The sequence below is a fragment of the Rossellomorea aquimaris genome, assembly GCF_020171925.1.
In the GTDB taxonomy this organism is placed as follows: Bacteria; Bacillota; Bacilli; order Bacillales; family Bacillaceae_B; genus Rossellomorea; species Rossellomorea aquimaris_F.
Genome location: NZ_JAIVAR010000002.1, coordinates 451,966 through 467,749, shown reverse-complemented (window position 1 = coordinate 467,749; position 15,784 = coordinate 451,966). Strand labels below are relative to the sequence as shown.

Sequence of the window (15,784 nt, the reverse complement as noted above, 5' to 3'; positions counted from 1 at the left end):
CTCACTTTAAATTTCCTGCTCATATTTAATCCCGACATGCTTTAAGTTCACGAAATCAATTTGCAAATCGGCATACCTTTGAAGACTAATATCTACCTGCGCCTTTGATACATTCACATTTGGTTTTACAACCTGAGTGTTATTGACCACTTTTTGTGGAGTAAAATTCACCTTCACTTCACCAGGATCGTATTGAATTTCCACGCTTCCTGCTGAAGGAATCCAACCGATATTGAATTCATAGATTGGATCTTCACCATTTCGATTGGCTTGCTCTGCAATTGCATTGCCTCTGTTTTCGATCATCATGAGTTCGTCTCCATCCTGAGCCACTCGTGCTAGACCGGAAAGCCAGTCTTCATATCCCCGCTTAGAGAATTCCTCATTCCGTCTGCGCACGGATTTCAAATCCATATCAGCACGGGCTTCTGTCTGGTCAATCGTCAGTTTGGATGGTCGCCGTACAATTTCCATCTTGGCTTTTGGCTGCTGAATGTCAAGGGCAGGAGGCGGAGTTTCAATTTCTACTTTTCCGGGAGTTGTTTTGATCCCAATAGAAGCTGGCGTGGATTGCAATCGTATCTGTGGAACGTTCATAAGGTTTCACCTCTACTAAAAAAGGACCGCCTCTAAGGTGACGAAACACCTTAGAGGGTTGGTCCCCTTGCTTTTTTATCGTAAAAAGTCCATGAGTGTCGGCTGGATGATCCTTGCCCCCACTCCCAGTGCTGCACGATGGACACTCTCTTGAGTCTTTAAATCGGTTATTACTCGTTCGATGTCTGCATCTTCGTTGTCGGACAGGATTCGATTTGCGACTACTTCCTGTTGGCCAAGACGGTCATCAATCATTTCTAAACGGTTATAGCGTGCCCCGAGCTCAGATCGTTCTGCGGACAAAGTTTCCATCACATCGTCCAAGTTTCCAAGCTCTGCATCAAGCGAAGTAGTATCCCCTGATTCAAGTGCTTTTTGAATGTTATGTACCGTATCAAAAAGCTTCTGGCTGAACACGTTGCCTGGATTCACGTTGGCTTTCAGGGAAACACCCTGTGATACTTCAACATTATAACTACCGATGACCGAACTCGTCAGATTATCCGCCACCTTTGGAACACTACCGTCTGAAGGGTTTCCGTCTTTGATAGGGGAATTCCCAACATCCGTACCGTGGAAGATATAGCGACCTGCAACCTTTGTCTCGGCTACTCCGACCAAATCCTGCTTAATTTGTTCAATTTCAACTGCAACAGCTTTTTTATCCTCATCACTCAGCGTCCCGTTCTTCCCTTGAATGGTCAGCTCACGAACACGCTGTAACCCTTGGTTCACCTGGTCAATCCCGGCTTCAGAGTTATCCATCCACAAATAGAGCTCAGAAAGATTCCGCTTATACTGATCGATACTCGTCAAGTTCGAACGATAAAACATTCCTTTCATCGCGACGACTGGGTCGTCAGAAGGCTTGGTGATTTTTTTACCCGTCGCTAGTTGATCTTGAAGTTGTCCCATCCGGCCATAGGATGAACTGAGGTTTCTCATTGAGTTATTGGTTAACATGCTTTGTGTTACGCGCATTTAGCTTTCACCTTCCTATCTTCCCACGGTGCCCATGCCGTTAATGATTTTATCTAGCATTTCGTCTTGAAGGGTGATCATTCGTGCAGAGGCGTTATAGGCGTGCTGGTATTTAATCATATTGGTCATTTCTTCGTCCAGTGACACACCACTGACTGACATACGGCGCTCATCAACCGCTGACCGCAGTACTTCGGAGTTCTGAGACAAACGAACGGATTCCTGTGATTCGACTGCCATGGCTCCGATGACCGATTCGAAGTGTGCTCTGAAGGTCGCCGGCTTTTCACCGTATGAAAGCTCTACGGATGTAATGATATCGGCTAGAGCACCAACATTTTTAGAATCCCCAAGTGTCGGGTTGGCAGCACTGGCTGTTGCAATCATGTCTAGGTTGATCAGCTCATCTGCAATCTGGATTCGGTGGGCAAATCCAGATTTATCAACGCTTCCCAAGTCTGCTGAAGCATCCTTGCTATCTTGAAAGAACTTTGGTGTTTCTACCGTAGAGTCCTCCATTCCAGCAGGAGACACCCCTTTTTGGTGCTGTTCATTGAACGCTTTTGCAAACTCGTATGCCATGCTGTCCAGTTCGTTCAGCATCGTAATATAAGAGCCCTTGGCTTCGCCATTTTTATCCTGATAGCCGTAAGTATCAATGAGTGCCCTTAATTTCCCTTCTCCCTGTTGTAGAAAGTCATTCACATCAATGTTTTTGGTTCCAATGGTGACTGTATCCACCGTATTTTGAGGACCTCCCATTGAGACCTTGAGTTCATTTACCCTGCCTTTCCCAACTAAATTGACAGCAACGTTTCCATCTTGACCAACCAAATTTATCGTAACCTGTCCTTCAGCAATAGGTGAAGATGCACCACCACTAGATTGATAGGTTGTCTGGATGGAGACGTGCTTCGATAATTCATCGATTAACCTATCACGCTCATCATATAAATCGTTCGGCAGGTAGCCATGAGGCTCCACATCAGCAATTTGCTGATTAAGCTTATCTATTTGATTTGTAAGTGAGTTGATTTGTTTGACAGATACCGATAGTTCATTCTTCAGGTCATCCCGAACTCCAGTAAGCGATGAAGATAAGTAGTTAAACGTATTTGCCACGGCAATTCCACGTTCACGGACAACGGAACGGGCACCTGCATTTGTCGGATTGACCGCAAGATCCTGGAGCGACTGCCAGAACATGTCCATCGTCTTAGACAAACCTGATTCCGATGGCTCGTTCATGACTTCCTCCATCTTCTTCATCGCTTCCATTTTCGATTCCCAGTACCCTAGCTTATTATTTTCACCACGATATTGAATATCCAGGAATGAATCCCGAACACGCTGAATGGATCCTTCTTTTACGCCTGTTCCTATTTGTCCAGGAATATTCGGACGGTTCATGGCAGGGGCAGGGTACGGTTCAGTTTGTTCAAAATTCACACGTTGCCGGCTATATCCAGGTGTATTGGCATTTGAAATATTATGACCGGTTGTATAGAGTGCGCCTTGCTGGGTGTACATGCCACGTTTGGCAGTCTCAAGGCCGAGGAAAGTAGATCGCATGGTGGTGCCTCCGTTTCAAATAATTAAGCTTTCGAGTCGAACATGGACCGTGACGGCATGGTCGGCTTATCGCTGTTAGGTTTGTTATAAGTGGATTGGTTGTCCTGCGGTTGCATAACAGACAAGTTCATATTGACGAATTGCAAAGATTGATAGACTAATTTTTGATTCAGCTCATTCCGTTCCTTCAAGTCAAAAAGTAAGGCTGTCAACTTTTGCTGCCAATCACGAAGAACGGGTTGATCCCCGGAAGGGCTGTGCTCAATGCATTGCGATAATGTTGGAATTTCCTCCGTCAGCAGTCCCAACGATTTCAGATAGTTACGACACTCACGTTGACGTTCGTTCTCAATCGTGTTAATGGCAGTAACATGCATCTGCTCATCCTTCAAAAGATTATCGAGTCCTCCCATGTCACCGCTTTTGACTACATCGGTTTTCTTAACCGACAGGTCGTACAAACTTTTATTCAGCTTATATAATTTTTCAAGCGTTGCTATAAGCGCAGTTGCTGACATGGTTGCTCTCTCCTAATTCTGATAGAAATTCTTTAGTCCTTTGGCAATGGCTTTTGAATCAATTGTATAATTTCCGCTCTGTACGCTATCCTTCAAAGCCTCTACCTTCGCTTGGCGCTCTTGCACTAATTTCGAAGCTTCCTGCATTTCTTTTGCCGTGGAAGAAATCTCGATTTTGTCAGAAGGTGCCTTACCTGACTTAGCAGCAGCTCCCATCTTGTTCAGACTCCGCTGATACGGATTGATATTCTGGTTCCCAATATTATTGATTTTCATATTGTTTCCCTCACTTTCTACACGTTCACATTCTCTATTTAAGTATATCGGATAGAACGCTGGATTGTTTAGCGATGTTCCCTGGTCCGTTCTTCCTGATTCTAGTATGGTTCACTTGTCACGCATCGTGTAATATGCACCTTGATTACTCATTTTTTTCTTCCAATCACTATTTGCATCATGCAGCTGCAAGTCCTGTTTTATTTCATCCGTACACCCTTCACAAAGCTTACCGCGCGTAATAATCTTAGCGCACCGGTCACAGGGATATCCCAAGTTCGGGAACAACTTCGTCTGGATACGCCCCTTTTTCACCCACTTATATAGAAGTTCTTCGTCGACACCGGTCTGATTGATAATTGTCTCCATCGTGGCAGCCCTATTTTCCCTCATCTTTAAAAACCGATAAACCGTTTCGTACATTTTCTCATCTTCCTTAAAGCATGTCTCACAGACATCTCGGAACTTATTTTGCATGAATAGCGCATTACAGCGCGGACAGTTTGTAACCTCTGACATCTTCATCTTCCTCCTGATGATCCTCATTGTTTCCTTTTATATCGGAGGAAAACCGTTATCGTTTAGCCCCTTGCGAGAGTGAGGGAAGATACTTGTTTGGCTCCAGCTTGTTTTAACAGTATGGCGGCGAGTCTTAAGGTGATGCCGGTTGTGTAGATGTCATCGAATAATAGGATATTTTTATTGGTAAGGTTGCATTCCGTTAGAGTGAATACTTGCTTTTGATGTAAACGTTCCTGTCGGGGTTTTTTGGACTGTTTTTCGGTATGAGCCCTGGTTAGGATATTGGAAGGAGTGACACTTGCCGCCTCCAAAAATGCAGTAGATTGGTTAAAACCTCTTTCATAGTGTCTTTCTTCGCTAAGGGGAATGGCGACGATAAAATCGAATTCGATTGAATTCAGGGACTTTTTTATATAGTTGCTGAAAGCCTGAGCCAGAATGTGGTCTCCTCGGTATTTATATCGTGCGAGGTAAACTTTTAGGAATGGATTATATTCAAAGAGAGAGGTGTTAGTTGAAAGAACACCTTTCCACTCGGAATCCTCCTCCCAGCGTTGACAATCCAGGCAGATATCGCCCCTGACTAATTCTCCTGGCAACTTTTCCAACGACCTTGAACATTGCACGCATCGCTTGCCTGTAATATGCAGGAGTCCTTCTTGGCATTCTTTGCATAGATGTTTGGGTTCGTAATGGAACAGACCGGTCCAGGACTCCATTTCCCTCATTGGTTTCTCACAATAAAGACAGAACTTACCCATCGATTAATCCTCCTTTAGCCGCTTCCTTATTCATATTATTGATGTGTAGGAGAGCACGGATCATTTCCCTCGTCTTTCCGTAGTGAAAAAAGGTGACGTCCCCGGTTGGGAATTCGGAGCTCCTCCCCACCCTTCCTGCAATTTGGACAAGTGCGCTTTCAGTAAAAATATCCTCTTCAGCTCCCAGAACGGCTACATCGATATTGGGAATGGTGACGCCCCTCTCCAGGATGGTCGTGGTGAGCAGGATCGGGATTTCCTTGTTTCTCATTTGATGCACTTTCTCCTTTCTGGAAGGGTCTTCTGCGTGGACGGATTGTATTGCAGGATGGATTTTTCGCATTAGAGGGAGGGCCTTTTCCATTGTTTTGACCGATGGGAAGAAAATGAGTGAAGGCTTATTCTGATTCAAGCGTTCAATGGTCCATCTTATTAGAGGAGCTGGAATGCGATGTTTTTCTAAATTTTTTTTCCAATTCCCACTCCATGAGAATCGGGGTGTGGGAATCGGGTGACGGTGATAGCGGGCGGGGATGGGGATGTAGTCTAATTTCCTGGTGGAACATTTGTGTTGTGTCAACTCATCTGGAGTTGCCGTTAGATGGACGGTTGTAGACTTGGACTTCCTTGCTTTGTCCACCGCATACTTCAAAGAGTTGTCATAGGAAAAGGGAAACGCATCGACTTCATCAATGATCATGAAGTCAAAGGCATGCTTGTAACGGAAGAGCTGATGAGTGGTGGAAAGGACGAGCTGACCGTACTGGTGGCGTTCTTCCGAGCCTCCGTAAAGGGTGGTGATGGAGGTATGTGGGAAAACTTTTTGTAGCCGCGGGGAAAGTTCTAGGATGACATCGGTGCGAGGGGCTGCAACGCAGACTCGTTTGTTTTGTTTAAGAGCCTGGTTGATTCCTTCGAATAGTACTTCTGTTTTTCCGGCTCCACATACAGCCCAGACTAATAGATTTTGATTGGTGTTGAGGGCATCCATTACTCTATCAGATGCTTTTTTCTGGGCTTGTGTGAGGGTGCCATTCCAGTTGAAGGTTGGGTGTATGTGTGGGGGTGTCCCTGTTGGGATGTGGTTTGTCTGTGGGACTGGGGCTGGACCTGTCCAAGTGATGAGTGGTGTGCACTCTGATACCCGCCCCATCATGATGCAGTTTCGGCAATAGGTGCAGGGTTCTTTGCAGCGGAAACAGCGAAAGGTTGCGAAGAGATGTTTTTTTGTGTTGCCGCAGCGGTTGCAGAGATTGTTGGACACTCCTTTATTGTAGGTGATGTAGCCGTTCAAGTGGTGTTCGTGGAGGAGTTCGATGATGAATGGGATTTCGTCTGGGAGTAGGGATCGACCGGTGAGATGGTGTTGGAGTTGGGTGGAGAAGGGGAATGATGGATTGACTGGTATGGGTGGCGGTATTTTCAAGTTGGTGATTTTTTGGAGTCCGGATAGTGTGTTGTTTCGTAGCGGTTCTGGGGTTAGGTGGGTGGAGTTTGGTGAAAAGCGCATAATGTGGTGCCTCCTTTTTGCGTTTTTTTATATAGGGTGTCTTTGATGCGGGTGGTGCTTCAAATGTGGTGCCAGGCTCAAATTGGTGTTTTTGAGCCTGGCTCAGTTTGATACTATTGAGCCTGGCTCGATTTACCTGAAACGAGCCTGGCTCAACAACACCAATCTAAAATCTCCTATCTCGGCATCTCCCAATCTTTAATCCGCAATTTGGATTCAACATAGAATTGAATTTTTTGATGGGGATCTTCTCCGAGCGAATCATACAGTTTCTCTTTATCTGTTATTTTATCATCCTTCATGGTAATAAAACTTCTGTAACTGCTCCATTGATAGTCTTGAGGAGTTATAGAGCACTTAGCTTTGACAGGATTGAGATGGACATAGCTGCTCGTGTCCATGAGGTGCTTCCAATTTTTAATGAGCTTAGCAAAATAACGGTCTTGAAAAACGTGTCCGATATAATCGTATTTATTGTTGAAATATCTAGCATAGAGGGAGTGAATATAGTGAATGATCTGTGCTGGGGAGTGATCGATTGTTTCGATGACAAGGTGAATATGATTAGGCATGAGGCAATAAGAATGGAGTATAAACGGAGTTCTTTTCTTTGCTTGTAAAAGTAGGGATAAATATTTGTGGTAATCTTTCGACTCTCTGAACAAGTTGCCTTTTCTATTCCCCCGGGCTGTGATGTGATAAGTGGCACCGGGGTACCAGACCCTGAGCTTTCTTGCCATGCAATCATCCTTTCTTACTGTTTTTTTTTAATTTACTATTCAACATATTACTATTCGACATATTTTTTAATTCTCCTGCTTTTTGATTATTTCATTTGTCTTTTAATGATGTTGCTGGTGCCTGACTCAGTTGGGGTGATTGGGGCCTGGCTCATTTCAACCGATTTGAGCCAGGCTCAGATTACCGCTTTTGAACCTGGCTCAATACTGACGGTTTGAACCTGGCTCAAAGTGCCCCTTTTGAACCTGGCTCAACTCAACCAATCCCAGCCAGGCACCATTCATACAACACACAAATCCCCCAAACAAAAAAGCCAGACACCAACCAGCGCCTGACCTCTTCCACAATCTATCCACTAATCTTCTTCGCCCAGCCCATCCCCATCGAGCCTTCGCCCAAATGGGTACCGATCACCGGTCCGAAATAACTTACACTAAACTCTACATTCGGATACTTGCCAGCGAGTTCCTCCATCCACTCGACCGCTTCTTCTTCGCGGTTTGCGTGGATGATCGATGCTTGATAAGCTCCGCCATCTTTCACTGCGTCCTCCAATAAGCCTTCCACCCGCTTCAATGCCTTTTTACGAGTACGGATTTTCTCAAAAGGAACGATCACTTTATCAACAAAATGAAGCAATGGCTTCACTTGCAATAAGCTTCCGATGATGGCCTGTGCCTGCGATAAGCGGCCGCCACGCTGCAGGTGCGCGAGGTCATCAACCATGAAGTAAGCTTGGACCGTTTCCTTCATCTCATCTAATAAGCGGACGATTTCAGGGGCTTCTTTTCCTTCACGCGAAAGCTTTGCGGCTTCGATGGCATAGAAGCCCTGGATCATGCAGCTGATTTCGGAATCGTATGCGTAGACATCGATGCCTTCGACCATTCCCCCTGCTTGCACCGCTCCTTGATAGGTTCCGCTGATGCCGCTTGAAAGGTGGACCGAGATGACCGCGTCGTAGTCACGGGATAGTTTCTCGAATAGCTCCACGAATTCTCCTACCGGTGGCTGTGATGTTGTCGGCAGCTTGTCCTGGCTGACGACTTCTTCGTAGAATTCGTTTGACGTGATGTCGATTTCTTCGCGGTATGTTTCGCCGCCGAGGATGACGCTCAGCGGAATCATGTGTATGTTAAGGGACTCGCGCAATTCTTTCGGGATGTAGGCTGTACTATCCGTTACAATTGCCGTTTTCATAGTTGTTACCTCACTTATTTTAGATTTATATGGTCAACAGCCGGCGGGTCAGCCGACTGCTCGTCTACTCTAACCTATGTATCTTTATCATTTTATATGAAAGTTGTTTCGAATGCACCCATTTCACTGAATTTAACATTCGTATTACATCACAACGTTTCTCTCCTTAGGTTTTCGCCGATATCTTGATAGGAGAAGGTTCCCTCCTTCTAAAAAAATAAAACAAACGTCTGTTTAAGAGCGGAACCCCCGCTAGAACTGAGTTCTCCACACTTAATCAAACGTTTGTTTAAATTCACTACCTTGTCCCCATCTGCACACCAACCACCGTTTTCTTCGACTTTCTAGACGACAGGAACACCCCCGTAAATATGATGAACAGCCCAAGGATCAGGTTATGCGTTACAGGCTCTCCAAGCAGGATGAATCCCCAGATCATGGCCGTGCCCGGGATCAGATACGTGACCGTCGACGCAAATTCCGGGCTGCCGTTGGTCATGATGTAAAAATAAAGCAGGGTGGCGATGCCCGATCCGAAACATCCAAGGCCGATGATGCCGAACAGTGGTTCGACGGAAAGCAAGTCACCCACTGCGATTGGCTGGGTGATCAGCATGCCCACAAACCCGATTCCAGCACCGATCAGCAATTGAAACGTGGAGATCGTGACGACACTCGTGCCTACCAGGTATTTTTTTGTGTAATGGGACGAGAACGCATAGCTCATCGTCGCTAGGATCATCGTTCCGACACCGACAAAGTCCGAGCTAAAAATTCCGCTCACTTCAAAGTTCATCAACACAAGGATCCCGAAGAAACCGACCAGGATCCCGATCCACTGAAAGCTCGTCAGCACCGCTGAAAAGAGCAGGAATCCGATAAGTCCCGTCCAGATCGGGGTCGTCGCATTCAGAATCGATGCGGTATTACTATTGATCTGGGTTTCACTTAACGCGATCAGGGTCCATGGAAGAGCCGCATTCCCGATGCCGACAACGATCAGCTTCCCAATCGGTAAAGGCTTCTTCCCCATCCGCCGTCGCTGCATGAAAAAAATCGGAAGCAGTACGAGCGCTCCCGCCAAGCAGCGCAGGAAGACCGTCCCCCACACACCTGCCGGTTCCACCAGCCATTTAATGAAGACAAAGGACATGCCCCAGATGAGGCTCAGTCCGATCAGTGCTGTGTATAGTCTTGCCACTCACGCTACCTCCTTTTCCTTTTTCAATATAGGAAGGAAAATATAATTTAATAGAAAAATGGATGTTATATCGGATGAATGTATACGTTCCATCCTATCTTATTTTCCCCGGCAAAGGTAGCCCCATTTTCACATCATCCGTTACCTTTACAAACTTTTACAAAGAACACTACTTTTCAACCATTTCATTTCATCAATATAGTGCTAATATGTAAGTGTTTGCACCAAAATACATATTTTAGGGGAGATACTGTTGAAAAAAAATACGAAAAAAGTTGCTGGTACTGCTTTAGCACTTGGCCTTCTTATTCCTCAAGCCACTCCTTCCATTACATATGCAGATGTGATGGACCAAGATGTGGTAAAGCTTCGCATTTTTGAAACGACTGATATCCACGTAAACCTTGCCAATTATGATTATTATCAAGATAAAGAAACGAATAGCTACGGACTTGTAAAAACGGCTACCCTTATTAAGAATGCGCGTGAAGAAGTGAACAATAGCCTTCTATTTGATAACGGTGACCTGCTTCAAGGGAATCCCCTCGGTGACTATGTCGCAAAAGTTGATCCCCTTCAGGAAGGTGAGATGCACCCTGTCTATAAAGCAATGAACCTTCTTGATTACGATGCAGGGAACATCGGGAACCATGAATTCAACTATGGACTGGACTTTCTAGGAAACTCACTTCAGGGATCGAATTTCCCTTATGTGAATGCGAATGTCTATAAAGATGATAAAGATGGGGATCCAAGCAATGATGAGAACTATTTCACCCCATATCAGATCCTTGATAAGGACGTCGTCGATGAAGACGGTGAAACTCATACGCTGAAGGTCGGTGTCATCGGATTCACACCGCCTCAGATCATGCAGTGGGACAAGGCCAACCTTGAAGGAAAAGTAGTGGCCAAGGACATCATCGAAACAGCGAATAAATTCATTCCACAGATGAAAGAAGAAGGAGCCGACATCATCGTAGCCATCCCTCACTCCGGAATCGGCACTGTCACGGATGAAGGCATGGAAGAAAACGCGACCTATTCCCTTTCCAAAGTGGACGGGATCGATGCCATCCTGTTCGGGCATTCACATGGGGTCTTCCCTTCTGACTCGTATGCAGGGATTGAAGGCGTCGATGTGAACAAAGGAACGATCAACGGTGTGGCTGCTGTCATGCCAGGCTACTGGGGAAGTCACCTTGGTCTTGTCGACCTTGAACTCGAGCTGAAAGACGGGGAATGGTCCGTGAAGGGCTCTCAATCATCTACACGTGGGATTGTAGATAAAAACGGCAATCCTAGTGTAGAACGTGATGAAGAAGTATTCAGTGCAATTGAGGAAGATCACAACCACACAATCGACTGGGTCAGAAGTGCAGTCGGTGAAACGGAAGCTCCGATCAACAGTTATTTTGCACAGGTAAAAGATGATCCGTCCATCCAGATCGTGACGAATGCACAAAAATGGTATGTAGAAAAATTCATCAAAGGCACTGAATTTGCAGGACTTCCTGTGTTATCGTCGGGGGCTCCGTTCAAAGCGGGAACGCGCGGGGATGCTACTTATTACACGGATATTCCTGCTGGAGAGCTTGCAATCAAGAATGTCGCCGACCTTTATCTGTATCCTAACACGCTTCAAGCCGTAAAGGTCAATGGTGCACAAGTGAAGGAATGGCTTGAAATGTCTGCAGGTCAATTCAACCAAATCGACACCTCAACGTCCGAGGAACAGTCACTGGTAAATGGAGACTTCCGCTCCTATAACTTTGATGTCATCGATGGTGTGACATATGAAATCGATGTGACAAAACCTGCTCGTTACGGAACGGACGGAAAATTGATCAACGAAGATTCCCATCGAATCAAGAACCTGAAATTCAAAGGAAAGCCAATCGACCCAGAACAACAATTCATCGTTGCAACGAACAATTACCGTGCAAGCGGCGGCGGACACTTCCCAGGAATCGACGGGACGAACATCGCCATCGAATCGCCTGATGAGAACCGCAATGTCATCATCGACTACATCATGGAAAAAGGGACAATCAACCCTGAAGCGGACGGCAACTGGAATTTCGCTCCGATTAAAGGTGATGTGAATGTTGTGTTCCAAAGTTCACCTGAGGCTCAAAAATATATCCATGATTCCAGAACGTTTAAATATCTCGGCACGGAAGACAGCGGATTCGCAAAATACTCCATCAAGTTCAAGCAGAGCGATGCAACAAATCCTGGGCAGGAAAAGAAAGAGTCGAAAGGGAACTTTTTAACGAATTTCATTTCCTCTGTTGCTCAAGTTTTCAATTTCATAAAGTAATTTGATAGAGCCTCCTTTACAGGGGGTTCTTTTTTACAAGAGCATCGGCGTATTGATTAATAATTAGCTTGTTCACCAAAACCACCCCATTACCTTTTTCACAGTTTTGCTCCTGCCAACCGAAACCATTTAACTTTCATGGGTTTTCATCATATAATGGGAGGGTAGAATGTTAACCTGAAGAAAAATTATTATGGGACTGATCATGAATGTACAATAAAGAAGCTGTTTATAACGAATTATTGAATGTGATGCATACAGAGAATATCAAGCGCGATGAAATGCTGCGGGATCACCTTTATACGAAGCTCGGCGGGAAAGCGGACTTTTTCCTTACCCCGACAACGTACGAGGAAGTGCAGAATATCGTGAAGCTTTCCAATAAGGTGGACGTTCCGTTCACACTGCTCGGGAACGGATCGAACCTGATCGTGAAAGACGGCGGGATCCGCGGCATTGTCCTTCACTTGAAGAATTTCAAGGAGATCAAGTCAAATGACCAGCAGATTGTCGCTCAAAGCGGAGCTGCCATCATCGATGTGTCAAGAAGGGCACTGGCTGAGCGCCTTTCCGGGCTTGAATTTGCCTGCGGCATTCCGGGTACTGTCGGCGGCGCCCTCTTCATGAACGCCGGGGCTTACGGCGGTGAGGTTAAAGACGTACTTGATTATTGTTATGTCGTCGATCGTCACGGCGAGCTTGTCAAACGCACGGCAGCAGACCTCGAACTCGATTATCGTCACAGCAACATCTCTGAAAACGGGGACATCGTCCTGGAGGCGACTTTCAGCTTGAAGCCGGGTGAATACGAAGACATCAAGGCCGTCATGGATGACCTGACGTACAAGCGCGAATCCAAGCAGCCGCTCGAATTCCCATCCTGCGGGAGCGTGTTCAAGCGCCCTCCTGGTTACTTCGCCGGCAAACTGATCCAGGACAGCGAACTGCAAGGGACGAACTTCGGAGGTGCGGAGGTATCCACTAAGCATGCCGGGTTCATCGTCAACAAAGACAACGCAACGGCGAAGGATTACATCTCTTTGATCGAGCACGTGCAGAAGACGGTGAAAGAGAAATTCGATGTAGAGCTTGAGCGTGAAGTGCGGATCATCGGTGAGGATTTGGATTAATGAAATCAGGGTACCCAACTACGGGTCCCTGTTTTTTTATCTCTTCACTGCGTCCACAATCAAGGACACAACCTTCAACTCCCCATCCGAATTCCGGTGGTCAAAGCGCTTGGAGCGATAAATATAACCATCCTTCTCGTCCCACTCATTGTAAATAAACCGACCGTCTTCGTCGCAATATTCCAAGAGACGGACCTGGAATCCAGCTTCTTCAAACATCTCCGTTAACGTGTGATAGGTATGGACTATTTTATGACTCGCAGCTGGATGATCTGCCGGACCCGGTCCGCCGACCTGTACAATCCGTTGATATTCTTTATCGGGGAAGTTACCGTCAGGCACCGCGCAGCGCACGTAACCTCCTGGCTTTAAGTACTGATAGCAATTCCGTGCTGCACGCACGCCTTCTTCAAACGTCATGTGCTCCCACACATGCTCAGCGAGGATGGCTCCGATGCTATTTTCGGAGAACAGGGCAGCCCAGTCCTCCTCCTTCAACAGATTTAAATCTCCCTCCTGCGTTTCTACCCAACCGGGGTTATTGGAATATTCCCCTGCCCCGATGACCACTCGGATATCCTCTTCGGTTAACATATTAATCAACTCCCTCTAGAGTAGATTCTTTTTCAGGAAGAGATTTTCCTCCTGCATAAAAAAACAGCCTAATCGGATTAGACTGCAGAAGTTCGGATGTTATTTATTTTTCTGAACCGGCACAGGCTTAAGTTTACGGAAGAAGCGGATGTTCGTGTTCTGCGATTGCTGGACTTTCGCATCGATTTCAAACATTTCACGAGCCTTCACGTATAAAAGGGACACAGTCCAAGCCCTCCTTTTCATGGGATACTAGTTTCTCCTTACCCTTACACATTTTTCTAAAACTTACATTTCAAAAATTATAATTCCACAAAATTTTCCATTCATCTTTCTCCCGGGTCACATAACAGATTTGTGTGATTGTCAGCTTGCCGAATTGACTGTCATACATCATTTCCACTTGTGCAGACCTCACATCCTTGAATGCTAGCCCGCCTTTGCTGAACGTAAATTTCTTCACTTCTTCTACCTCGCCGACCTTCACTTTAAACGTATCAACGCCCATATGCCCGAGGAACACATGATTCTTAGTCTGGATATAGGTTGATTTACCGAATTTCTTCTTCATTTCAGAGTGGAACAGCTCCCACGAATTTCCGAAGTCCCCGTTCTGTTCATATGTGTAAAACGCCTCGATGACCTGCTCCGGCGGCTCCCCCCTGTCACTTCCGAGTACACTCACGAAAAGAAAAAGGAGGGTGACTCCTACCATGCCAATCAGTAAAAGAGGAATCGGATTCTTCCGTCTCCGCATCCTTTCACCCCTGTCTTGTACCTATAAACCATTTTTATGAAGGCACCGCGCCAGGTATGAGGTTTTTCAATAAAAAAAGCCTCCCTGATTGAGCGGGAGGTCTGCCTATAAAGTCTGTTGTGTTTGTTTTGATAGGATTTCTTCTTTTTTATCCCTCAAATAGGGTATATATTTTTCATCCTTCACCATCTCGAAAATGACCAAGGACTTTTCAATATAGTCCAGCGCGATGCTAAACTTCCCTTCCAATTCGTAGTTATAGCCGATATGATAATGGAGCTGCCCCAATCCGTACAGATTCTCTTCTTCAATGCACCACTTGATGGCTTCTTTGCAACGCTCCGTCGAAACCTCGTAGTTCCCTAACCGAGTATGCACCCTTGCCATATTATAAAGCATCCTTGTTTTGATCGACTTATCGATTAATTGGTCGGACATTCTCAAGCCTTTCTGCACTTTATTGTAAATGTCCAGCGCTTTCTCATAGTTTTCGCCAGTAAGCTCCAAGGCCCCAATACTAAGGAGGATTTCCATTTCCCGCTCGGACAGCGCTTTTTTACTGTCATATGTCAGGTGGAATGCTTCATAGAAGATCGCGATAGCCTTTTCCCTTTGTTGCTGAATTTCAAATGTATAAATCCCCCGATGCCACAGGAGCAGTTGCAGATTGTAATCATCCTTGAAGAAAATCGGGTTCTTTTCCTCCGCTTTCACCATCTCCATCATCTCTTCATATTGAAGCCTGATGCGCAGCTTCCGCAATTGGCGCTCGACTTCTTTAATATAATCGAGCCTTGGGGTGGTGCCGATTTCAAAGAAATAGTTCACATCCACACCAAGTTTTTTTGAAATTTGATAAAGGGCGGTGGCACTGGGATAGATATCGCCTTTCTCCATCCTGCTGATCAACGCTTGAGTGCAAATGCCTTCTGCAAGCTCCCCCTGTGTCAAGCCGACAATCTTGCGGAGCTCTTTGATTTTCTTGCCTATTAAGGAATAATCCACATTCACTCGCCCCTTTTTCCATCAAAATTAAATATTAATATATTTATATAAAATCAGGAATACTGCCAATCAACCAGAAATATACGCCACGGTCTC

The 15,784-nt window shown here is 45.7% G+C and carries 18 protein-coding genes; 3 read left to right on the top strand and 15 right to left on the bottom strand.

The genetic code is table 11. The features are described 5' to 3' along the window. Positions 1–6 precede the first annotated feature (6 nt). The 8 genes from LCM10_RS09900 to LCM10_RS09865 form a co-directional block, all read right to left on the bottom strand. The gene (locus LCM10_RS09900) at positions 7–597 is read right to left on the bottom strand and encodes a DUF6470 family protein (RefSeq protein ID WP_224876065.1); all 591 of its coding nucleotides are present in this window, start codon (positions 595–597) and stop codon (positions 7–9) included. A gap of 75 nt (positions 598–672) precedes the next feature. Next, the gene (flgL, locus tag LCM10_RS09895; protein WP_224876064.1) at positions 673–1,578 is read right to left on the bottom strand and encodes a flagellar hook-associated protein FlgL; all 906 of its coding nucleotides are present in this window, start codon (positions 1,576–1,578) and stop codon (positions 673–675) included. Between the two features lie 15 nt (positions 1,579–1,593). Continuing rightward, positions 1,594–3,150, bottom strand: a complete 1,557-nt coding sequence (gene flgK / locus LCM10_RS09890; protein ID WP_224876063.1) for a flagellar hook-associated protein FlgK — start codon at positions 3,148–3,150, stop codon at positions 1,594–1,596. A gap of 23 nt (positions 3,151–3,173) precedes the next feature. Next, the gene (locus LCM10_RS09885; protein WP_224876062.1) at positions 3,174–3,668 is read right to left on the bottom strand and encodes a flagellar protein FlgN; all 495 of its coding nucleotides are present in this window, start codon (positions 3,666–3,668) and stop codon (positions 3,174–3,176) included. Positions 3,669–3,680: 12 nt separating this feature from the next. Next, a complete protein-coding gene (gene flgM / locus LCM10_RS09880) occupies positions 3,681–3,944 on the bottom strand; it encodes a flagellar biosynthesis anti-sigma factor FlgM (protein WP_224876061.1) in 264 nt (87 codons plus the stop codon). A 111-nt stretch (positions 3,945–4,055) separates the two neighbouring features. After that, on the bottom strand, positions 4,056–4,463 hold the full coding sequence (locus LCM10_RS09875; RefSeq protein ID WP_224876060.1) for a TIGR03826 family flagellar region protein: 408 nt from the start codon (positions 4,461–4,463) through the stop codon (positions 4,056–4,058). Between the two features lie 62 nt (positions 4,464–4,525). Then, positions 4,526–5,227 (bottom strand): ComF family protein, encoded by a 702-nt coding sequence (locus LCM10_RS09870; RefSeq protein WP_224876059.1) that lies wholly within the window; start codon positions 5,225–5,227, stop codon positions 4,526–4,528. Then, positions 5,220–6,380 (bottom strand): DEAD/DEAH box helicase, encoded by a 1,161-nt coding sequence (locus LCM10_RS09865; RefSeq protein ID WP_224876397.1) that lies wholly within the window; start codon positions 6,378–6,380, stop codon positions 5,220–5,222. The genes LCM10_RS09870 and LCM10_RS09865 overlap by 8 nt, the downstream gene beginning before the upstream one ends. Positions 6,381–6,446: 66 nt before the next feature. Here LCM10_RS09865 and LCM10_RS20650 point away from each other — a divergent pair, with 66 nt between their 5' ends. Continuing rightward, complete coding sequence (locus LCM10_RS20650; RefSeq protein WP_263621453.1) at positions 6,447–6,572, top strand: hypothetical protein; 126 nt, start codon at positions 6,447–6,449, stop codon at positions 6,570–6,572. A gap of 341 nt (positions 6,573–6,913) precedes the next feature. Here the strand turns inward: LCM10_RS20650 and LCM10_RS09860 are convergent, their stop codons facing one another. The 3 genes from LCM10_RS09860 to LCM10_RS09850 all read right to left on the bottom strand — a co-directional run bounded on the left by LCM10_RS09860 (position 6,914) and on the right by LCM10_RS09850 (position 9,879). Then, the gene (locus LCM10_RS09860; protein ID WP_224876058.1) at positions 6,914–7,477 is read right to left on the bottom strand and encodes a transposase; all 564 of its coding nucleotides are present in this window, start codon (positions 7,475–7,477) and stop codon (positions 6,914–6,916) included. Positions 7,478–7,826: 349 nt separating this feature from the next. Beyond that, a complete protein-coding gene (locus LCM10_RS09855; protein WP_224876057.1) occupies positions 7,827–8,678 on the bottom strand; it encodes a DegV family protein in 852 nt (283 codons plus the stop codon). A 298-nt stretch (positions 8,679–8,976) separates the two neighbouring features. Beyond that, a complete protein-coding gene (locus LCM10_RS09850) occupies positions 8,977–9,879 on the bottom strand; it encodes a DMT family transporter (RefSeq protein ID WP_224876056.1) in 903 nt (300 codons plus the stop codon). Between the two features lie 250 nt (positions 9,880–10,129). Between LCM10_RS09850 and LCM10_RS09845 the strand changes: the two genes are divergently transcribed. After that, the gene (locus tag LCM10_RS09845; protein ID WP_412103392.1) at positions 10,130–12,202 is read left to right on the top strand and encodes a bifunctional 2',3'-cyclic-nucleotide 2'-phosphodiesterase/3'-nucleotidase; all 2,073 of its coding nucleotides are present in this window, start codon (positions 10,130–10,132) and stop codon (positions 12,200–12,202) included. A 209-nt stretch (positions 12,203–12,411) separates the two neighbouring features. Further along, a complete protein-coding gene (murB, locus tag LCM10_RS09840; RefSeq protein ID WP_224876055.1) occupies positions 12,412–13,332 on the top strand; it encodes a UDP-N-acetylmuramate dehydrogenase in 921 nt (306 codons plus the stop codon). A 36-nt stretch (positions 13,333–13,368) separates the two neighbouring features. Here murB and LCM10_RS09835 read toward each other — a convergent pair whose 3' ends face one another. The 4 genes from LCM10_RS09835 to LCM10_RS09825 form a co-directional block, all read right to left on the bottom strand. Next, complete coding sequence (locus LCM10_RS09835; RefSeq protein ID WP_224876054.1) at positions 13,369–13,926, bottom strand: class I SAM-dependent methyltransferase; 558 nt, start codon at positions 13,924–13,926, stop codon at positions 13,369–13,371. 99 nt (positions 13,927–14,025) lie between these two features. After that, positions 14,026–14,151: a hypothetical protein gene (locus LCM10_RS20645; RefSeq protein WP_263621451.1), complete on the bottom strand. Its 126-nt coding sequence runs from the start codon at positions 14,149–14,151 to the stop codon at positions 14,026–14,028. 70 nt (positions 14,152–14,221) lie between these two features. Further along, complete coding sequence (locus LCM10_RS09830) at positions 14,222–14,683, bottom strand: hypothetical protein (RefSeq protein WP_224876053.1); 462 nt, start codon at positions 14,681–14,683, stop codon at positions 14,222–14,224. Positions 14,684–14,788: 105 nt separating this feature from the next. Beyond that, positions 14,789–15,688 (bottom strand): helix-turn-helix domain-containing protein, encoded by a 900-nt coding sequence (locus LCM10_RS09825; protein ID WP_224876052.1) that lies wholly within the window; start codon positions 15,686–15,688, stop codon positions 14,789–14,791. Positions 15,689–15,784: the final 96 nt, after the last annotated feature.